Source organism: Apibacter muscae (assembly GCF_007845635.1).
GTDB classification, from domain to species: domain Bacteria; phylum Bacteroidota; class Bacteroidia; order Flavobacteriales; family Weeksellaceae; genus Apibacter; species Apibacter muscae.
The window spans coordinates 67,982-85,588 of the sequence record NZ_SELG01000031.1; the positions used below are offsets into that span (position 1 = coordinate 67,982).

Genomic DNA, 17,607 nt, shown 5'->3' on the forward strand with positions numbered 1-17,607 from the left:
TGATATTTTTTATTACAAACGAACTTTATTTAAAAAATTACTATTAAAATCTCTATTAGTGTGTTAATTCAATTCTTCCTCTTAAATTATCTCTGTAAAGTTGTTCATTTTCTTGATCCAAGCAAACAAAATAAACTTTAATTAAACTTGTGTTTTCTTTTTCCAAAAAGTTAATGACTGAAGAAATTGCTATTTCAGCAGCCAAGGGTTTAGGAAATTTATAAATCCCTGTACTTATATTAGGGAAAGCGATAGATTTCAATTGCAATTGATTCGCTATTTTTAACGAATTAGTATAGCATAAACTTAATAATTCCTTTTCTTTATTTATTCCTCCGCTCCAAACTGGACCTACTGTATGAATGACATAATTGGATGGCAGGTTACCCGCAACTGTATATACAGCTTCTCCTACTTTACATCCGCCCTGTCTTGATCGAATTTTTTTACATTCTTCCAAAATTTCAATCCCTCCTTTTCTGTGTATTGCCCCATCTACTCCACTTCCTCCTAATAATGACGTATTTGCAGCGTTAACTATTCCATCTACTTCTATATTCGTAATATCTGCACTACAAACTTCAATTTTCATTGTTTCAATATTTTTCTTTAAAAATACATTTTATATCCACATAATCTGTTAACCAAACTCCATTTTCTGAACAGTGAAATATAATTCCATCTTTATATATTTGGTTTGAACATATGGTTAATACGACAGTCTTCCCATGCCTACACCCTACTTTTAATGCAGTGCTTTCATCTACACTTAGATGCACAAATTGCCGACTCATTTTTTGGATTCCTTTTTCATTTATAGAAGGAAGAAATTTTACCACTGTTCCGTGATATAGGTATTCGGGCGGGCATACAGACTTAAATTCCATATTTATAGATATGGAATGTCCTTGATTGGCTCTTATTTTGGTTTGATCTTCATTAAAAGAATATCTTTTCTTCTCATTGGTATCAACAATTTCTTCTAAATCTTTCTTTGTGAAATTTACATTATTCATCACTGATTTTTGGATTAAATCATCAACATCTGCCCATCCGTTTTCATCTAAATTCAACCCTATTTTTTTAGGTTCATGTCTTAAAATAAAACTTATAAATTTTCCTATTTCGGTTTTATTTTTTTATTCATAAGTCAATATAAAATATTAATTATATTTAATTTATTCTAAAAATTTCGTATTTTAAATTACAATCTTTAGCTACTAAACTCCATTTAATAATTAAGTTTACTTTTATCTTTAACTTGTTTGGCTAATTTTTGAGCTATAATACTTACCACAATAAGTTGTAAAGCATGATACAACATAGTAGGTAATAATATAACCCCTAAGGACATTGAATTAGGAAATAAGACTTTAGACATAACTGTTCCATGTACTAAAGATTTTTTGGAACCACAAAAAGTAGCTGTAATTTTATCTTCTCTATTGAAATTTAATAATCTAGATAGTAATGTTATCAAGTAGTAAGCAATAAAAAATAACACAACCATACCTGCCCCACATAAAACTAATTTGGTGATACTAAATCCATCAAAGGCATGTTGTGTAAAAGATTCACAAAAGGCTGTATAAACGATGGATAATATTATGGCTTGATCAAACTTTTTTAACCCTTTATTATATTTTTTAGCAAACTCTCCTAAATATTTGTTGAGTATAATCCCTATAATTACTGGAATAATAACTTGTATAACCAATTGAATCATTACGTGCCCTAAGGCTGGACTGTTATTTTGTCCTGAAATTACTAATCCAACCCACAAAGGAGTTACAAAAACCCCTAATAAACTTGAGATACTGGCATTGAATATAGCTGCAGGGATATTTCCTTTAGCAATTGATACCATTACCACTGAAGATGAAACAGTAGATGGTAAAGCTGCTAAATAGAATATACCTAACCATAATTGTTGGTTTTCAGCACCTGTAAACAATCCTCTTAAAGGCAAAATTAATAATGGGAATACTATAAAAGTAAAAAGATGAATTAAGATGTGTAATTTCCAATTTGATAGACCTGCTTTTAAATCCGATAAACTTAATCTTAATCCATAAAATAAAAATATAACAGATACTCCTATATTGGTTAAACTTTTTAATGAAAATGTTCCTTCTGAAGAACCTAGCGATGGAAAAAAATAGGCAAGAATGATCATTAAAAGGAGTAATATTAAAAACTCGTCAATTCCAATTTTTTTCAATGTTTTCATTACTATTTTATAATTTTTAAAAAGTTTATTAATTTTTAATATGAGTTTCAATGGAACGAAATTTCGAAAAAATTTATATATTGAAATCTAAGATGAGAAAGTAACAATTATAAATTTACATCTCTTAAAATTAATGTTTATAAAATAAATTTTAGATATTTTACGACAATAACTACTATTATTTATACAATATAATCAATTATTAAATTTTATATAAATATTTTTACTAGAACAATTGAGCAATAAAATAATTTTTCTAAAGTTCAAATAAATAAGCTTATTAAAAATAATTAGTTAATTTTTGTACTTCTCTTCTAATTCTACATCCATTTTATCATAGGTATCTATAATCTCTTTTTTAGGCTTTTCAGTGCAAAGGCTTATTATAATGATCATTACTAACGAAAGAAAAAATGATGGAATTATTTCATAAATCCCTGTTTTAGCATATAAACCTGCATATACCCAAACTAAAACTGAGATTCCTCCAGTTAGCATACCAGCCAAAGCTCCCCAGACATTGGTTCTTTTCCAAAATAAAGAAAGTATAATTAACGGACCAAATGTTGCGCCAAAACCAGCCCAAGCATTACCTACTAGATTTAAAATGCTATCTCTGGGAGTAAGCGATAATATAAAAGCTAAAATAGCAACCCCTAATACTGAAAGCCTGCTAACTATCATCGCTTGCTTTTCTGTGGGTTTTTTATTTATAAATGCTTTGTATACATCTTCTGTAATTGAGCTTGATGTAACCAAAAGTTGTGAAGATATAGTACTCATAACCGCAGCTAAAATAGCCGAAAGTAGAAATCCTGATATTAATGGATGAAACAATACTCTTGCAAAATAAATAAAAATTGTTTCAGCTTTTTCTTTAGACGAATCAAAAATCATCATACTATCAACATCATATTTATGTAAATAAGCAATCCCTATTAAACCCACGAGTAGCGCTCCCCCAACCGTAAAGATCATCCAACTTATACCTATTCTTCTAGCCTTAATTAAATCTTTCACTGAGTCGATAGCCATAAAACGAACCAGAATGTGGGGTTGTCCACAATACCCCAACCCCCAACACAATAAGGATAATATACTTACTGCTGTTGTACCAGTAAATAAATTTAAGTAGGTGTCATTTTTGTTTTCGATGATTTCCAGCGTATCTATAGGTCCACCTAAAATCACAACCGCAACAATAGGAACAGTAACTAAAGCTAATACCATTATTGTTCCTTGTACAAAGTCCGTAAGACTAACGGCAAGAAACCCTCCTAAAAATGTATATACAACTACTACCAAACTAGTAACACACAAGCCTACATTGTAATGCATACCAAAAGCAAACTCAAATAATCTTCCCCCAGATACCATACCTGCAGAAGTATATAAAGTAAAGAAAATTAATATTAAGACAGACGATATAATCCTTAAGAGCCTTGATTGATCTTGAAATCTATTTTCAAAAAACACAGGTAAAGTAATGGAATTACCTGCCAATTCTGTATAAATCCTCAATCTAGGCGCTATATACAAATAGTTTAAATAGGCTCCCAATGTAAGACCTATGGCAATCCAAGAAGCCGACAATCCGGAAATATACATTGCTCCAGGAAGCCCCATAAGTAACCATCCACTCATATCTGCTGCACCGGCAGATAAAGCTGTAACTGCAGCCCCCATTTTTCTACCTCCTAATAGAAATTCTTCAGTATTAGCCGTTGACTTTATATAGGCATAAAAACCTATGACCACCATTAATATAAAGTATAGACTAATTGATATTAGCTCGTATAAATCCATTTTTCTTTGATTAATAAAGATTTTTACAAATTAAAAAAAGAATTCTAAAATCTAAGTAATTTTTAATGAATATTTTGTATATATATCTATAATTTCTTTTTCTTTCTTACATTTGCTATTATAATTCATCCTTATGAAGGAATATAAATCTATTCTTATTGTTTTAGTTAAATTTTTCTGTGTTTATTTAGTTTTAATAGGTCTTTATTATTTATACTTAAATTTCTATCAAAATAAACTACAAACTTGCGATCCTTATACTGAAATTGTAGCTAAACAATCTGCTACTTTATTAAATTTTGTATCGGTAAATAGTATGGCAATACACATCAATCATAATAATTTTATGTTTTTTGCCATAGATAGTAAAATCAGTAGTATTGTTAACGAAGGCTGTAATGCATTATCTGTAATAATACTTTATATAGCTTTTATCATCGCTTTTGCTAATACTTGGAGAAATACAACCATCTTTTTACTATCCTCAGTCTTAATTATATATATAACAAACCTTATTAGAATTGCTTTTTTAAACTATATATTTCACACCTTCCCCAGTTATTCAAATTTAGCACATGATTATATATTTCCGGTTATTATATATGGAATAATAATATTTTTCTGGATGGTGTGGATTAAATTTTTTGTTTTAAATAAACCTGCCTACGTAAATGATAAAAACAATTAAAATCTTTGGAATTATAATTTTTATTTTAGGTTTAATCTTAGTTAGAAAATATGAAAGTTCTCTCTTTTATGATCCTTTCTTAGAATTTTTCAAAAAATCAAATTTTAATCATTTATCACCCCCAAACTTCCATACAATACGTTTATTTATTTCCTTATCATTAAGATATAGTCTCAATTTAATTCTAAGTCTATTAATTATTTATTTATGGTTTGGCGATAAAAAAATCAGCGTTTTTTCCTTTTATATATTTACGATAGGATTTGCGATATTTTGCGCGTTATACTTTGTTTCAATATACACAAACTTTAGTTTAGGCTATATGCCTACCTTTTACATACGCAGAATATTAATACAGCCTATATTTCTATTGATATTAATCCCCGCCATTTACTACCATAAACATTTAAAGAAAACTAATTCCCCAAATTATTCTCGGTAGAATTCTCAGTTATTTGGTTGGTTTCAGTAGCAACTTTTTCTGATAATTTTTCCTTTAATTCTTTTCTTTTAATACTTTGAGATTTACCCATATATCCCCCAATAGCCCCTAAAATTAATCCTAAACCCGCACCAAATAAAGATCCGATAACTAACGGAAAGGTAAATATTGGATCCGTACCGTTATGTTGTAAATATGCAATTGCTCCTCCAATGATTAAACAAAGAATACCTATTATAATTGAACTTTTCATATTTTGAATTTTTATTTTATATGTAAATTTATAAAATTTTATTATATATTTTGTCTTACTACTTCGTAAAGAAATACTCCACAAGCCACAGAAACGTTTAGCGAATCTGTCTTTCCATACATAGGTAATTTCAATTTTTCATCGGCATTTTTTAAAATATCTCTAGAAATTCCTTTTTCTTCATTCCCTAAAACTATGGCTATTGGTAATGCTAATTTTTCTTCATAAATATTTTTATCCGTCTTTTCAGTGGCACAAACCGTTTTAATTCCGCTTAATTTTAAAAACTCCAATGCTTTTAAAAGGTTCTTTTCTTTACATATTTTAACATTAAAAAGAGCGCCAGCTGAAGTTTTTATAGAATCTGAATTTACTGGAGCTGAACCTTCATTTGGTATTACGATAGCATCAACGCCAACAATTTCTGCTGTTCTGCATATGGCTCCAAAATTTCTTACATCAGTAAGGTGATCTAACATTAATATAAATGGCATTTTACCCTTTTCAAACAATTCTGGAATTACATCCTCTAATTTATAAAACTGTACCGGAGAAAGAAATGCACATACTCCTTGGTGATTTTTCCTCGTAAGTCTGTTTAATTTTTCAATAGGTACATATTTAGCTTTTATACCTGCTTCGCCTAACTTTATTTTTAATTCTCTAATATTATCTCCTAACAAACCATTTTGAAGAAATACTTTATCAAAAACTTTCCCTGCCTCAATCGCTTCTATTATAGGATGAATACCGAATATAAAATCTTTTTCCATAAATTAAATATAAAAGTAATCTTTTTATTAAGACAAAAAAATTAAAAATTAATATTATTTTAGCAGAAATAAATCTTATTGTCATGTGGAAAGTATTTAAAGTTAATAATCCTGAATATTATATTATATTATTTTTCAGTTTATTTTATTATCTATATGAATTGAAAGAACATACACCTTTAAGTTTTAATTATCAATATTTCTTATATGATTATAATTTTGGATTTATAAAAAGAGGTCTTATAGGGCAGCTATTAAATTTAACTTCAATATCATTAACTATAGAAACATTTATAAAAATATCCACACTATTACTATTTTTAGTTGCAATTTTATTAGTCAAAATTATAGATACAGTAAATTTTAAAAATAAATTTTTAGGATATTTTTTAATCTGCTTTTTAGTTGTCAGTCCTTCTCTAATTAAAAACTTATGGTACGATTTAGGAAGACTAGATATTTTTGGTATTCTTTACTGTTTAATATTTTTATTACCACTTAATAAGAAGATAATAGATATATGTTTTATTATATCTCCAATGGTTATTTTTATACATGAAGGTTTTTTATTATTATGGCTTCCCTCTTATTTTGTTTGTTGGCTAATAGCTAGTGATTCAAAAATTAATAAAAAGAATTTATCTATATTTTCAGTTTTTATTTTCTTTTCATTATTATCAATTTTAATAAATATGTTTTTTGGAAAACTTACTATCAATTTTCAAGTGTTTGAAAATTATATTATTAATAAATCTAATGGAGGGGTTGATATAGAAAAAACTGTTTTATCAAATAAAGTTTATAATGAAATGAGAAATTCAATGATTAATAATTTTAGTCACAAAAAATTTTGGATATTTGGAATAATTAATGTCATTACTATTTCATATGTAATAAAATTATTTTTCGTAATTTTAAATATAAATAAGTTCTATTTCAATTTTATTTTCATACCCATATTTTTTACCTTTCTAATGTTTTTTTTGGGTCTTGATGCTCTACGTTGGTTTTCAAATATGTGTTTTTCTTTGTATATAATATTCCTTTCCATATTATTTAAAAATAGAAATAAAATTAGAGGGTATGAATTTAAGACTGAAGATCAGAATAAATTCTATTTTTTATTATTCATTTTATTAATTATGATTCCGTTTACTAAATTAGGATATCAAATTGATTTTTAGCAAACTAGCAATTTATATAAGTTCTGAAATACATAATGACATTACAACATAATATCAGATAAATTTAATCTTTGAAAATCTATTTTGTGCAATTGCTTTATTTATCTCATTGTAAAGTTTTTCTTGATTAAAATTCAATTCATTTCTTATAACTGCTGAATCTATTTGTATATAAAGAATTTCATTATCTATAAACATCCTTGTAGTATGTTCAAAAATTGAAGGCCCCATCAATTCTCTCCACAAATTTTGAATTTCTACAATCAATAATTTTTCCTCTATACCTAAAACTTTAATTAAGTTTTTTATTGCAGAATTGCTGGTTTGTTCTTTCCTTCGTATACTCATATTGATCAATGAAACTAATTTTTATAAAAAAATAGAATCAACTTAAATTTACTTGTAATAATTTAATTATTTTTATAGCTAATTTAAAGAAATATAATACATATATGTATACTAAAAACGCGTTATTAGGGAAAAAATTAGTTTTACTAATTTCCCTGTTTACTTTTTTTTTAGTGGAGGCTCAGGATTATTCTGGCTATAATCCTTCATCTACAATGATAAACGATTTAGTTCATACTAAATTAAAGGTTGGTTTTGATATCCCCAACGAAAAATTATTGGGGGAAGAGTGGGTAACACTTAAACCGCATTTCTACCCTACCGACTCTTTAACTTTAGATGCTAAAGGAATGGAAATTTCAACAGTTAAATTAGCCAATGGTAAGGATTTAAAATATTCCTACCAAAATTCTAAGTTAAAAATTCAATTAGACAAAACTTATAAGAAAGGGGAAGAATACGAAATTTATATAAAATATACGGCCATTCCTTCTACAGTCACACAAAAAGGTAGTGCCGCCATTAATTCTGCAAAAGGATTATATTTTATAAATCCTAGAGGCGAGGAAAAAGATAAACCTACCCAAATCTGGACACAGGGAGAAACTGAAGCTAGTAGTTGCTGGTTCCCAACCATAGATGCGCCAAACCAAAAAACATCTCAAGAAATATATATTACCGTTCCTGACCAATATGTTACATTATCTAATGGAGTTTTAAAAAGTGGCATAAAAAATTCTGATGGTACTAGAACGGATTATTGGAAATTTGACCAAAAACATGCTCCTTATTTATTTTTTATGGGTATCGGTGATTTTGCAGTGGTGAAAGATAAATGGAAAAATATTCCTGTTGAATATTATGTTGAAAAAGAATTTGAGCCTTACGCTAAACAAATTTTTGGCGATACTCCTGATATGATTGAGTTTTTTTCCAATAAATTGCAATACCCTTATCCATGGGAAAAATATAGCCAAATGGTAGCGCGCGATTATGTTAGTGGCGCCATGGAAAATACTACCAGTACCTTACACGCAGAAAATGCTCAACAAAAACCGGGTCAATTGATAGATAAAAATAGTTGGGAACCTGTAATAGCTCACGAACTTTTCCACCATTGGTTTGGGGATTTAGCTACCAATGAAAGTTGGGCTAACTTACCCTTGAATGAAGCTTTTGCAAATTATTCTGAATATTTATGGCTAGAACATAAGTATGGAAAAGATTATGCTGAAGAACATCGTGCCGAGGAACTTGACGGTTATTTAAATGGAGGGGAGAATTTTACTAAAGACTTAATTCGCTTTCAATATAAAGACAAAGAGGATATGTTCGATGCCGTTAGTTACAATAAAGGTGGATTGGTTTTACATATGCTAAGAAATTACTTGGGAGATGATGCATTTTATGCCGGAATGAATCTATATTTAAACCAAAATAAATACAAAGCGACGGAAGCTCATCATTTACGTTTAGCTTGGGAAGAAATTAGCGGAAAAGATTTAAATTGGTTTTTTAATCAATGGTTTTTTGGTAATGGACATCCCAAACTAAAAGTTTCTTATACTTATAACGATACTAAGAAATCTGTAACTGTTACAATTACCCAAACTCAGGAACCTAAATTTCAATTCCCACTGGATATTGATATTTATGAAAACGGCAAAGCCAATCATCACCAAGTTTGGGCTAAAGCCACTGAAACAAATACCTTTGAAATACCTTCCAAAACAAAACCTCAATTGGTTAATGTAAATCCAGACAATATATTATTGGCTGAAATAACTATGGAAAAAACTCCTGAGCAATACATTTATCAGTATAAAAATACACCAGAGTACTACTCAAGAAAAGAAGCCATTAATAAACTGGCTGATTTGCAGACTTCCAACCCACTAGCTTTAGAAACTTTACTGCAAGCTGCTTCCTCTGACCCTTTTGAAGGTCTTAGAGTTTTTGCCATTTCTCAATTAGATTTAACAAATCCAAAGGTGAAGCAAAAATCTGCCTCGGTTTTAGAAAAAATTGCTACTTCTGATAAGAAAACTTTAGTGCAAGCAGAAGCTATTAAACAATTAGGTGAATTAGATGCGGCGAAATATTTAAATTTATTTAAGAAATCTTTTGAAAGTCCTTCTTATGGAATTAAAGCGGCAGCCATAGAAGCTAGTGTAAAAGGAGATAAAGCTTTGGGTAAAGAATTGGCGGATAAAGTGGATGATAAAAATCCTGGAAAAGATTTAGAGCTTGCTATTGCAAAAGCTTTAATTGCAAACCAAGACAATTCTAAACTAGATTTAATATCTAAAAATTTCTTAAATCTACTAATGTATGCAAAATCTCAACAAGAAGCAGATACTTATTTTGCTATACTTAGAACTATTATGAGTGGAGATTACCCAGTTGAAACTAAAAACATTGTAGATTCAATTGTTAAAATCTATCCACAAGCAAAAAAATATAGTTTTGGAGATCTTATGAAACAAGTGATGGAAGCTTCTTTACAGATGAAGCAAGGAGCTTTAAATATCAATCCTTCTAACAATAGTTTAAAGAAACAAGTTTCAATGATCTCTGAGGGATTAAATAAAATGATGTAGAATAAAAGATATTTCTTTAATAAAAATGGCTTTCTAAATGAAAGCCATTTTTATTTTCTAACTTTACGTTTAATTTCAAAGAAGCCTATTTATAATGACGATAATTGTAGCTATGGATGAAAACCAAGCCATTGGAGGTAATAATCAACTTTTATGGCATTTACCCAGCGACTTAAAACACTTTAAAAAATTAACGCAAAACCATGTTGTAATTATGGGTAGAAAGACTTATGAATCTTTAGGAAAACCTTTACCCAATAGAACGAATGTTGTAATTACCTCTAATCCGAAATTTAAAGCTGTTGAAGATGTTATCATACATCATTCTATAAAGGAAGCTTTACAATTTGCAAAAAGTAAAGATGATAATCCGTTTATTATAGGTGGAGGAATCCTCTATAAGGAAACTCTTAACCTAGTTGATAATTTAGAAATTACGCTTGTAGAAACTAAAATTGATCAGGCGGATACTTACTTTCCTTCTATTGATTATTCTCAGTGGAAAAAAACTAAGGAAGAGTTTCACCCAATGGATGAAAAGCATAGTTATAGCTTCCGTTTTATAAGTTTTGAGAAAAAATAAATTATTTTTTACTTTTAGTAACTTCCCAACCTTTGTCTTTTTTAAAATTTAACAGGAATGTCTGCGTGATAAATGTAGTATGAGGATTGTTATCCTCTGATAATATTGAAAAAACGGTATTGGCTTTGTGTAAATTAAGGATTGCTTTTCCAGATTTTTTTCCAGTTAGTTCTATTTTTGGATCATCTTTTTTATCCAATTGATATTCTATAGACTTAACTTCAACTTGATTTTTTTTCTGATTTAATACCCATGGCTTTGCCTTATCGGTAAGCTTCACCTCATAAGTTAAAATACTATCTTTGCTTAAAAATTTCTTTTTTTGTTTAATAGCCTCAAAAGTAATATAGCCTTCTTGTGCTAATTTCTTATAGGCAGACAATTCTCTTGAATCTTTATTAGGACTAAATTTTACTTCTCCCAAGGACATCGTTACGGTTTCGTAAATAGGATTGACTTTTAAATACTTGTCAACCGCATCCCAAGCATTACTTTCAGATAAAGTAGCTTTATCACAGCTTACTCCTAAAAAAAAGAACGAAAAAATGAATAAGCTAAAGGTACATTTGCGTAAAATTTTATAATTTTTCATATAGTAAATTTTAAAAATATCTAATTAATAGCAAAAATCATGCATTTTATAGGTTTAAAATACAAGATATCTATTGCCAAAGATGTTATAAATAGCTCCAAATAAAATACCAACCCAAAAAATTATTCCAGCAACTATCGTCCACACACAAATAACTCTTGTTAATATAGATGCCCTTCTAGATTTAGCATATTTTTTCTCTTCCCAATATTGATTGACTCTTAAAGAATAAAAAAGTGAAAAAACACCTATAGGCGCAAAACATACAATGGTTGATATGATGGCTAAAGCTAAATAATTATCTGGAGGCTTCTGATCTCCCAGAATTTTATCAATATCCTTATCTATGTTTTCTTCTTTCAATCTAAATAATAATAGAATGTTTTTGCTAAATATTTTTAATGCTATTGTCAATTTGGCGCATAATTTCCATTGCAATTTCTAATGCCTCTTTTCCTTGTTCAAGAGGAATCTGCACAGGCAGTTTTTTCTCAATAGAGTCTGCCAATGACTCTAATTCATCTAAAATTGCATTATTTGATTGTACTTCTGGATATTGGAAAACGATTTTTCTTTTATCTCCATTTGAATTTTCGATAATCATATCAAACGGTTGAATTTCTTTAGGAGCATCTTCCATTTTTATTATTTCAGCTTTTTTTTCTAAAAAATCAATGGAAATATAAGCATCTTTTTGAAAAAACCTGCTTTTTCTCATATTTTTCATGGAGATTCTACTGGTAGTTACATTGGCTACACATCCGTTCTCAAATTCAATTCTTGCGTTTGCAATATCAGGAGTATTACTTACAACGGCTACTCCACTAGCATGAATATTTTTAACTTTAGATTTTACTACGGATAAAACAATATCTAAATCATGAATCATCAAGTCTAAAACCACGGGCACATCTGTTCCTCTTGGATTAAATTCTGCCAAACGATGAATCTCCATAAACATGGGGTTAACGATAAATGGTTTGGAGGATATAAATGCAGGATTGAACCTTTCTACATGTCCTACTTGTGCTTTTATATTGTTTTGCTTAGCCAATTGAATCAATTGATTGGCTTGCTCCAGACTATTTGTAATGGGTTTTTCAATAAAAAAATGTTTACCTGCTATAATCGCTTTTTCTGCATATTCAAAATGTGCAAATGTTGGAGTAACTATATCTAAAACATCAATTTGGTTCAATAGCTCATCAAAATTCTCATAATATTTATACCCAAATTCTTGAGCTAAACTTTCACCTGCTTCCATATCTAAATCATGAAAACCTATTAATTGGTATTTGGATGATTGTCTTAATAATTTTAAGTGGATTTTCCCTAAATGTCCTGCTCCTACCAATCCTACTTTTAGCATAATTTCTTTAAATTTAAATAATTACTTATTGTTGAGAAAAATACTGATAGTCTTTGATTACAGTTTGAACATAATCCATATCCGTCAACTCCGGTTTGCTCTCATGAATAACACTTTCAATTTTTTCTCGAAGCTTTGAAAGCATACTGTAATCTGATGTAGCCTTGATTCTTGTTAAGGTTTTTGAAATTATTTGTATATCGTTGTCAGACAATTGTAATACTTGTGTAAAAGTTGGTGTATAATTTTCATCTATCTGGGCTAAGATGGTTTGATCTATTTTCATTTTTGGCTTCGTGGATATAACAACGGTTTTCGCCACTAAATCAGCAACCCTTTGTCTTTTTTCAGTGGTCCCCATCACAACCAACCCAACTATATAATAGAATAAGCTATCTATAATATTTAATAACCAACGTATAAGATAGGTACTAAAACCAGCTTCTGATCCATCTACTTTAACGATCTTCAATTTCATTATTTTTTTCCCGAATGTTTGCCCCTGCATAAAATAGGGGGCCCATAGAGAATAAAAAAACACAGGAATCATCATTACTAAATAAATAGTTATTGCTATAGCTCCATCATTTTCAATAAAAAATTCAAGATTATCTTCATACCAATACGCAACACCTATAAATATAGCTAAGCAGAACAATAAATAACCTAAAATAAACAATGTATCTAAAATTTTTGCCACTACTCTCTCTCCAATATCAGCCAAATTATAGTCTATGGATACATTTTGAGAAGTATTGATTTGAGCTCCGTTCATTGTATATTAATTTTTTTGTAATATTGCAACAAAAGTACTATTTTTTAATGAGAGAAGCTGCTTTTATAAATAAAAACAAACTACAATGGAGCAATTTTGAAAATGCTTTAAAGAACAAAAAAAAACTTCGTCCGGATGAATTAGCTGATTTGTACTTGCAAATTATCAATGATTTAAGCTATTCCAAAACCTACTATTCTAAAGGCAATACAACAATATATTTAAACGATTTAGCTAGAAAGGCTCATTTCTATATTTATAAAAATAAAAAGGAAAAATCTAGTCGCATAATCACTTTTTGGAAGTATGAACTTCCTTTACTCTTTAGTTCTTACCAAAAAGAGTTTTTATTGTCTTTGATTATTTTTTTATTGTCTGCCGCAATTGGATTATTTTCTGTTTATAAAGATTTAGATTTCGCACGTGTAATTTTGGGAAATGGCTATGTTGATATGACGATCAAAAATATTAAAATAGGAGATCCTATGGCAGTTTATCATCAAACTTCTGCATGGACTATGTTTTTAACTATTACTACTAACAATATTAGAGTTGGTTTCATTTCCTTTCTGGGTGGAATTTTTACGCCAATTTTTACAATTTACGTATTATTTCAAAACGGTGTTATGGTTGGAACCTTTGATGGATTTCTCCTTCAATACGGCGTTGGGTTAAGAGCTAACTCTATTATATGGGTACATGGAGTCTTTGAAATTTTTGTAATTATTGTTTGTGGTGCTGCCGGATTAATTTTGGGCAATAGTATATTATTCCCTAAAACTTACACCCGCTTACAGTCTGTTCAAAAGGGGTTTAAAGACGGATTAAAAATTACTTTTAGCACTCTGCCCTTCTTTGTTTGTGCCGGTTTTTTAGAAAGTTTTGTAACTCGCTACACTTTGATGCCATTGCCTGTAGCCATAAGCATTATTATTGTATCTTTAGTAATTATTATTTTTTATTATATAATTTATCCTAGACTACTAAGAAAAAAATTTGACAATCATGAATTCAATCCAAAAATTTGATTTTGTTGAGAATCGCTCATTAAGCAAAATTATTACCGATTCTTTTCGGTTTGCATGGCTAAATTTAAAATCACTATCCATAAGCCTATTTTATATTTGCTTTATTCCTATACTTATTTATGGTTTAACTTCATACTTATATTTTAACGATTACTTTTCTTCTACATTATCTTTTAATAACACAGAAGGATTTGAGAATTTAAATTTTCATAATTTTATTTTAGAAATTCAAAATTCGGGATTAATAAGATCATTTTCTTATCTTTCTTTAACATATATTGGTGCGTTGCTTCTTTCCATGTTTATTTCTATTGTCAGTTTTAGTTATATAAAATTATATCAAAACGTGTCTGAAATAACCCCTTCTTCTGTTTGGAAAACTTCTAAAAAATATTTTCCAAAAATTTTATTTTACAATGTTTTATTGATTCTAACAATAATTATAGGAAATTTAATTTGCCTTATCCCCTTAATGTTGTGGAAATTAGGAATAATTGTAACCATCTTGCTTTATATTATATTTACATTTCTCATTTTTTATCTATATATAAAGATCTTATTTAGCCCTCTGTTTATAATTCTAGAGGATAAGGGTGTTTGGGATTCAATTAAAAATAGTTTCAACTTCACTAAAAATATTTTTTGGGAAACCTTTTTATTCTGTTTAATTTTTGGTATTATAACTTCAATGATTTCTTCCTTGTTTAAGCTACCAGGCACTATTCTATTGTACATAAGCTCAATTTTAGGAATAATTAATGATAATGATCCGTCGGATAATGCAACGGTTCTAAGCAGTTTATTAATAGGCTTGGGGGGCGCTTTTGGATTTCTTATGTATTCTTTAAAATATATTGGCACTTGTTTTTTTTATTATAGTACGAAAGAAAAAAGACAAGGCTATAATACTTATAAAGAGTTGGATAAAATTGGAGTGTATGAGGCAGAGGTTTAAAATACGAACTACGAATTTATCTAATAGATTTGTACAAATTACAGTTGTATTATTTTTATTATTCCCTACTAAGAAATTACCAGCTGTAACTGATTCTATTCTACACGATCAAAGTAAAATAAGCCCCATAAATGATCTTCCGGAAAAACCCTCTAACATCTATACTGGAAAAGATTTCATTTATGAAATCCCTCAAAAAGATTCTGATTCTGACTCTAATTTTTTATCCAAATATTTTAATTGGATAGTTCAAAAAATATTTAATTTTATTAAAAAACTTTTCAACTTTAATACAGAGCAGAATCAATTAAGTAGTAGAAATCTTTTGAACTTCATACTATTATCATTGCTTGCAATTTTACTAATCGTAGGTCTCCTATTTCTAATCAAGAAATTTAGAAAAACTATTGGTAGAAATGATGAAGATATTCTATCCGCCGAAGAAGTTGAGAAAAACATTGATACTATAGACTTTGAACAATTCATAAACAAAGCGGTATCAGACAAAAATTATCGGTTAGCTATACGTTTTTATTATTTAAGAATTTTAAAATTAATGGCGAATAAGAAGGTAATTGAATACCATAGGAACAAAACCAATTATGACTATTTTTATGAGATTAAAAATTATGATTTAAAAAATTTATTTCAATCAACTTCTAAAACTTTTGATTATTCTTGGTATGGGGATTATTCTCCAAGGGAATCGGATTTTTTACTTGCGAAAAGTAAATTTTTAGAACTTCAACAAATGATATCTAAATTATAAACTTACTCTCTTGAATAAACATTTAAAGATCTATATAGGCATTTTTATTATCGTTATTGGTGGGCTGATGTATTTAGAATACCAAAAGCCTAAGCCTGTGGACTGGACGGAAACATATTCTTCTAAAGATAAAATTCCTTTAGGTACTTATGTGCTTTTTCAGGAATTTAGCAAACTTTTTCCACAAAAAATAGTAACCTCTATTTCTGAAACGCCTTCAGCCTATTTATTTGAAAACGAAGAAACCTATGATTCTAATTCTTTATATTTTTTTCTTAATAAAAATTCTACAATCTCTGAGACAGATTTAGAATACTTAAATGATTTTGTTAATGTTGGTGGAGATGTTTTTATTATTTCCAATCATCTACCTGAAGAGTTAGAAAAACAACTTAATGTAGAAACTGATATTATTTACAATTCTAACCGTTTAAAGGATCGAGTAAAGTTAAGACTGGTTAACCCTAGCTTTGAAAAACAAGAATACACCTATAATAAGGTAAACCCATTGACCTATTTCTCTAAAATTGATACTACCAAATCGGTAATTTTAGGGGAGTTGACCCAATCAGGAAATAGAAAGGCTAATTTTATTAAAACTAAATATGGAGAAGGTAATTTCTATATCCATCTACTCCCAGAAGCCTTTACAAATTATTATCTATTGAATGATGATACTTATACCTACGCCATTCATTCACTTAATTATATTGACAAAAAAAATATTCTTTGGGACGAACAAAATAAATCTATAAATTCCGTACAGAAGGGAATTCTTATGTATATTTTTTCTTCTCCTGCTTTAACTTGGGCTTGGAGAGTTCTAATTCTAGGATCTATCATCTATGTTTTATTTTTAGGAAAAAGGCTTCAGCGAATTATTCCTATTGTAAATCCTTTAAAAAATACTACTGTGGAGTTTACTAAAACCATAGGAAATATATATTTCAACCAAAGAGAACATCAAGATATTATTAATAAAAAAATTACTTATTTCTTATATTTTGTTAAAGAAAAATATTTTTTAAACACCGCATTTATTGATGAGAATTTTTCTGAAAAACTTCATACAAAATCTGGAGTTTCTAAAGAGATTACTGATAAAATTGTATCGCTCATTCAAAAAAACAGAGATTCAAAATCATCCACGGAAAATGATTTAAAACTAATTAATCAAACTATTGACTTATTTTATACTAAAATTTAACCCTA

20 protein-coding genes are annotated in these 17,607 nt (G+C 28.6%); 9 read left to right on the plus strand and 11 right to left on the minus strand.

The features are described 5' to 3' along the window. Positions 1–55: 55 nt before the first annotated feature. The 4 genes from ETU08_RS04315 to putP form a co-directional block, all read right to left on the minus strand. On the minus strand, positions 56–592 hold the full coding sequence (locus ETU08_RS04315) for an O-acetyl-ADP-ribose deacetylase (RefSeq protein ID WP_146261789.1): 537 nt from the start codon (positions 590–592) through the stop codon (positions 56–58). Between the two features lie 4 nt (positions 593–596). Further along, positions 597–1,124: an RNA 2'-phosphotransferase gene (locus ETU08_RS04320; protein WP_146261790.1), complete on the minus strand. Its 528-nt coding sequence runs from the start codon at positions 1,122–1,124 to the stop codon at positions 597–599. 107 nt (positions 1,125–1,231) lie between these two features. Beyond that, positions 1,232–2,230, minus strand: a complete 999-nt coding sequence (locus ETU08_RS04325) for a bile acid:sodium symporter family protein (RefSeq protein WP_146261791.1) — start codon at positions 2,228–2,230, stop codon at positions 1,232–1,234. Between the two features lie 294 nt (positions 2,231–2,524). Continuing rightward, the gene (gene putP, locus ETU08_RS04330; RefSeq protein ID WP_146261792.1) at positions 2,525–4,036 is read right to left on the minus strand and encodes a sodium/proline symporter PutP; all 1,512 of its coding nucleotides are present in this window, start codon (positions 4,034–4,036) and stop codon (positions 2,525–2,527) included. 133 nt (positions 4,037–4,169) lie between these two features. On the opposite strand from putP, the gene xrtF reads away from it, so the two are divergent. Then, positions 4,170–4,724 (plus strand): exosortase family protein XrtF, encoded by a 555-nt coding sequence (gene xrtF / locus ETU08_RS04335; protein WP_146261793.1) that lies wholly within the window; start codon positions 4,170–4,172, stop codon positions 4,722–4,724. Further along, positions 4,708–5,166, plus strand: coding sequence for an exosortase F system-associated membrane protein (locus tag ETU08_RS12100; protein WP_146261794.1), 459 nt, complete (start codon positions 4,708–4,710; stop codon positions 5,164–5,166). The genes xrtF and ETU08_RS12100 overlap by 17 nt, the downstream gene beginning before the upstream one ends. On the opposite strand, the gene ETU08_RS04345 is transcribed toward ETU08_RS12100, so the two are convergent. Then, positions 5,141–5,419, minus strand: a complete 279-nt coding sequence (locus ETU08_RS04345) for a hypothetical protein (protein ID WP_146261795.1) — start codon at positions 5,417–5,419, stop codon at positions 5,141–5,143. The genes ETU08_RS12100 and ETU08_RS04345 overlap by 26 nt on opposite strands. Before the next feature lie 41 nt (positions 5,420–5,460). Further along, a complete protein-coding gene (gene rlmB / locus ETU08_RS04350; protein ID WP_146261796.1) occupies positions 5,461–6,192 on the minus strand; it encodes a 23S rRNA (guanosine(2251)-2'-O)-methyltransferase RlmB in 732 nt (243 codons plus the stop codon). 83 nt (positions 6,193–6,275) lie between these two features. Between rlmB and ETU08_RS04355 the strand changes: the two genes are divergently transcribed. Next, complete coding sequence (locus ETU08_RS04355) at positions 6,276–7,376, plus strand: hypothetical protein (RefSeq protein ID WP_146261797.1); 1,101 nt, start codon at positions 6,276–6,278, stop codon at positions 7,374–7,376. 54 nt (positions 7,377–7,430) lie between these two features. On the opposite strand, the gene ETU08_RS04360 is transcribed toward ETU08_RS04355, so the two are convergent. Further along, the gene (locus tag ETU08_RS04360; protein WP_146261798.1) at positions 7,431–7,724 is read right to left on the minus strand and encodes a DciA family protein; all 294 of its coding nucleotides are present in this window, start codon (positions 7,722–7,724) and stop codon (positions 7,431–7,433) included. Positions 7,725–7,828: 104 nt separating this feature from the next. Here ETU08_RS04360 and ETU08_RS04365 point away from each other — a divergent pair, with 104 nt between their 5' ends. After that, positions 7,829–10,324: a M1 family metallopeptidase gene (locus tag ETU08_RS04365; RefSeq protein ID WP_146261799.1), complete on the plus strand. Its 2,496-nt coding sequence runs from the start codon at positions 7,829–7,831 to the stop codon at positions 10,322–10,324. A 94-nt stretch (positions 10,325–10,418) separates the two neighbouring features. After that, positions 10,419–10,907 carry a dihydrofolate reductase gene (locus ETU08_RS04370; protein ID WP_311388679.1) on the plus strand — a complete coding sequence of 163 codons (489 nt, stop codon included), beginning with the start codon at positions 10,419–10,421 and terminating at the stop codon, positions 10,905–10,907. 1 nt (position 10,908) lies between these two features. On the opposite strand, the gene ETU08_RS04375 is transcribed toward ETU08_RS04370, so the two are convergent. Genes ETU08_RS04375 through ETU08_RS04390 form a run of 4 tightly spaced genes read right to left on the minus strand, consistent with a single transcriptional unit; the run spans position 10,909 to position 13,643 of the window. After that, entirely contained in the window at positions 10,909–11,499 is a 591-nt protein-coding gene (locus tag ETU08_RS04375; protein ID WP_146261801.1) for a hypothetical protein, read from the minus strand. 54 nt (positions 11,500–11,553) lie between these two features. Further along, the gene (locus tag ETU08_RS04380; RefSeq protein ID WP_185145064.1) at positions 11,554–11,862 is read right to left on the minus strand and encodes a CD225/dispanin family protein; all 309 of its coding nucleotides are present in this window, start codon (positions 11,860–11,862) and stop codon (positions 11,554–11,556) included. Positions 11,863–11,887: 25 nt separating this feature from the next. Next, the gene (locus ETU08_RS04385; RefSeq protein WP_146261803.1) at positions 11,888–12,868 is read right to left on the minus strand and encodes a Gfo/Idh/MocA family oxidoreductase; all 981 of its coding nucleotides are present in this window, start codon (positions 12,866–12,868) and stop codon (positions 11,888–11,890) included. A gap of 25 nt (positions 12,869–12,893) precedes the next feature. Beyond that, the gene (locus ETU08_RS04390; RefSeq protein ID WP_146261804.1) at positions 12,894–13,643 is read right to left on the minus strand and encodes an RDD family protein; all 750 of its coding nucleotides are present in this window, start codon (positions 13,641–13,643) and stop codon (positions 12,894–12,896) included. A 47-nt stretch (positions 13,644–13,690) separates the two neighbouring features. Between ETU08_RS04390 and ETU08_RS04395 the strand changes: the two genes are divergently transcribed. The 4 genes from ETU08_RS04395 to ETU08_RS04410 are packed head-to-tail and all read left to right on the plus strand — an operon-like array spanning position 13,691 to position 17,602. After that, entirely contained in the window at positions 13,691–14,671 is a 981-nt protein-coding gene (locus ETU08_RS04395; RefSeq protein WP_146261805.1) for a stage II sporulation protein M, read from the plus strand. After that, positions 14,649–15,626, plus strand: a complete 978-nt coding sequence (locus tag ETU08_RS04400; RefSeq protein ID WP_146261806.1) for a DUF7847 domain-containing protein — start codon at positions 14,649–14,651, stop codon at positions 15,624–15,626. Before ETU08_RS04395 ends, ETU08_RS04400 begins: the two co-directional genes overlap by 23 nt. Beyond that, positions 15,610–16,395: a hypothetical protein gene (locus ETU08_RS04405; protein WP_146261807.1), complete on the plus strand. Its 786-nt coding sequence runs from the start codon at positions 15,610–15,612 to the stop codon at positions 16,393–16,395. The genes ETU08_RS04400 and ETU08_RS04405 overlap by 17 nt, the downstream gene beginning before the upstream one ends. Before the next feature lie 10 nt (positions 16,396–16,405). After that, entirely contained in the window at positions 16,406–17,602 is a 1,197-nt protein-coding gene (locus tag ETU08_RS04410) for a DUF4350 domain-containing protein (protein WP_146261808.1), read from the plus strand. The last annotated feature ends 5 nt before the right edge of the window (positions 17,603–17,607 follow it).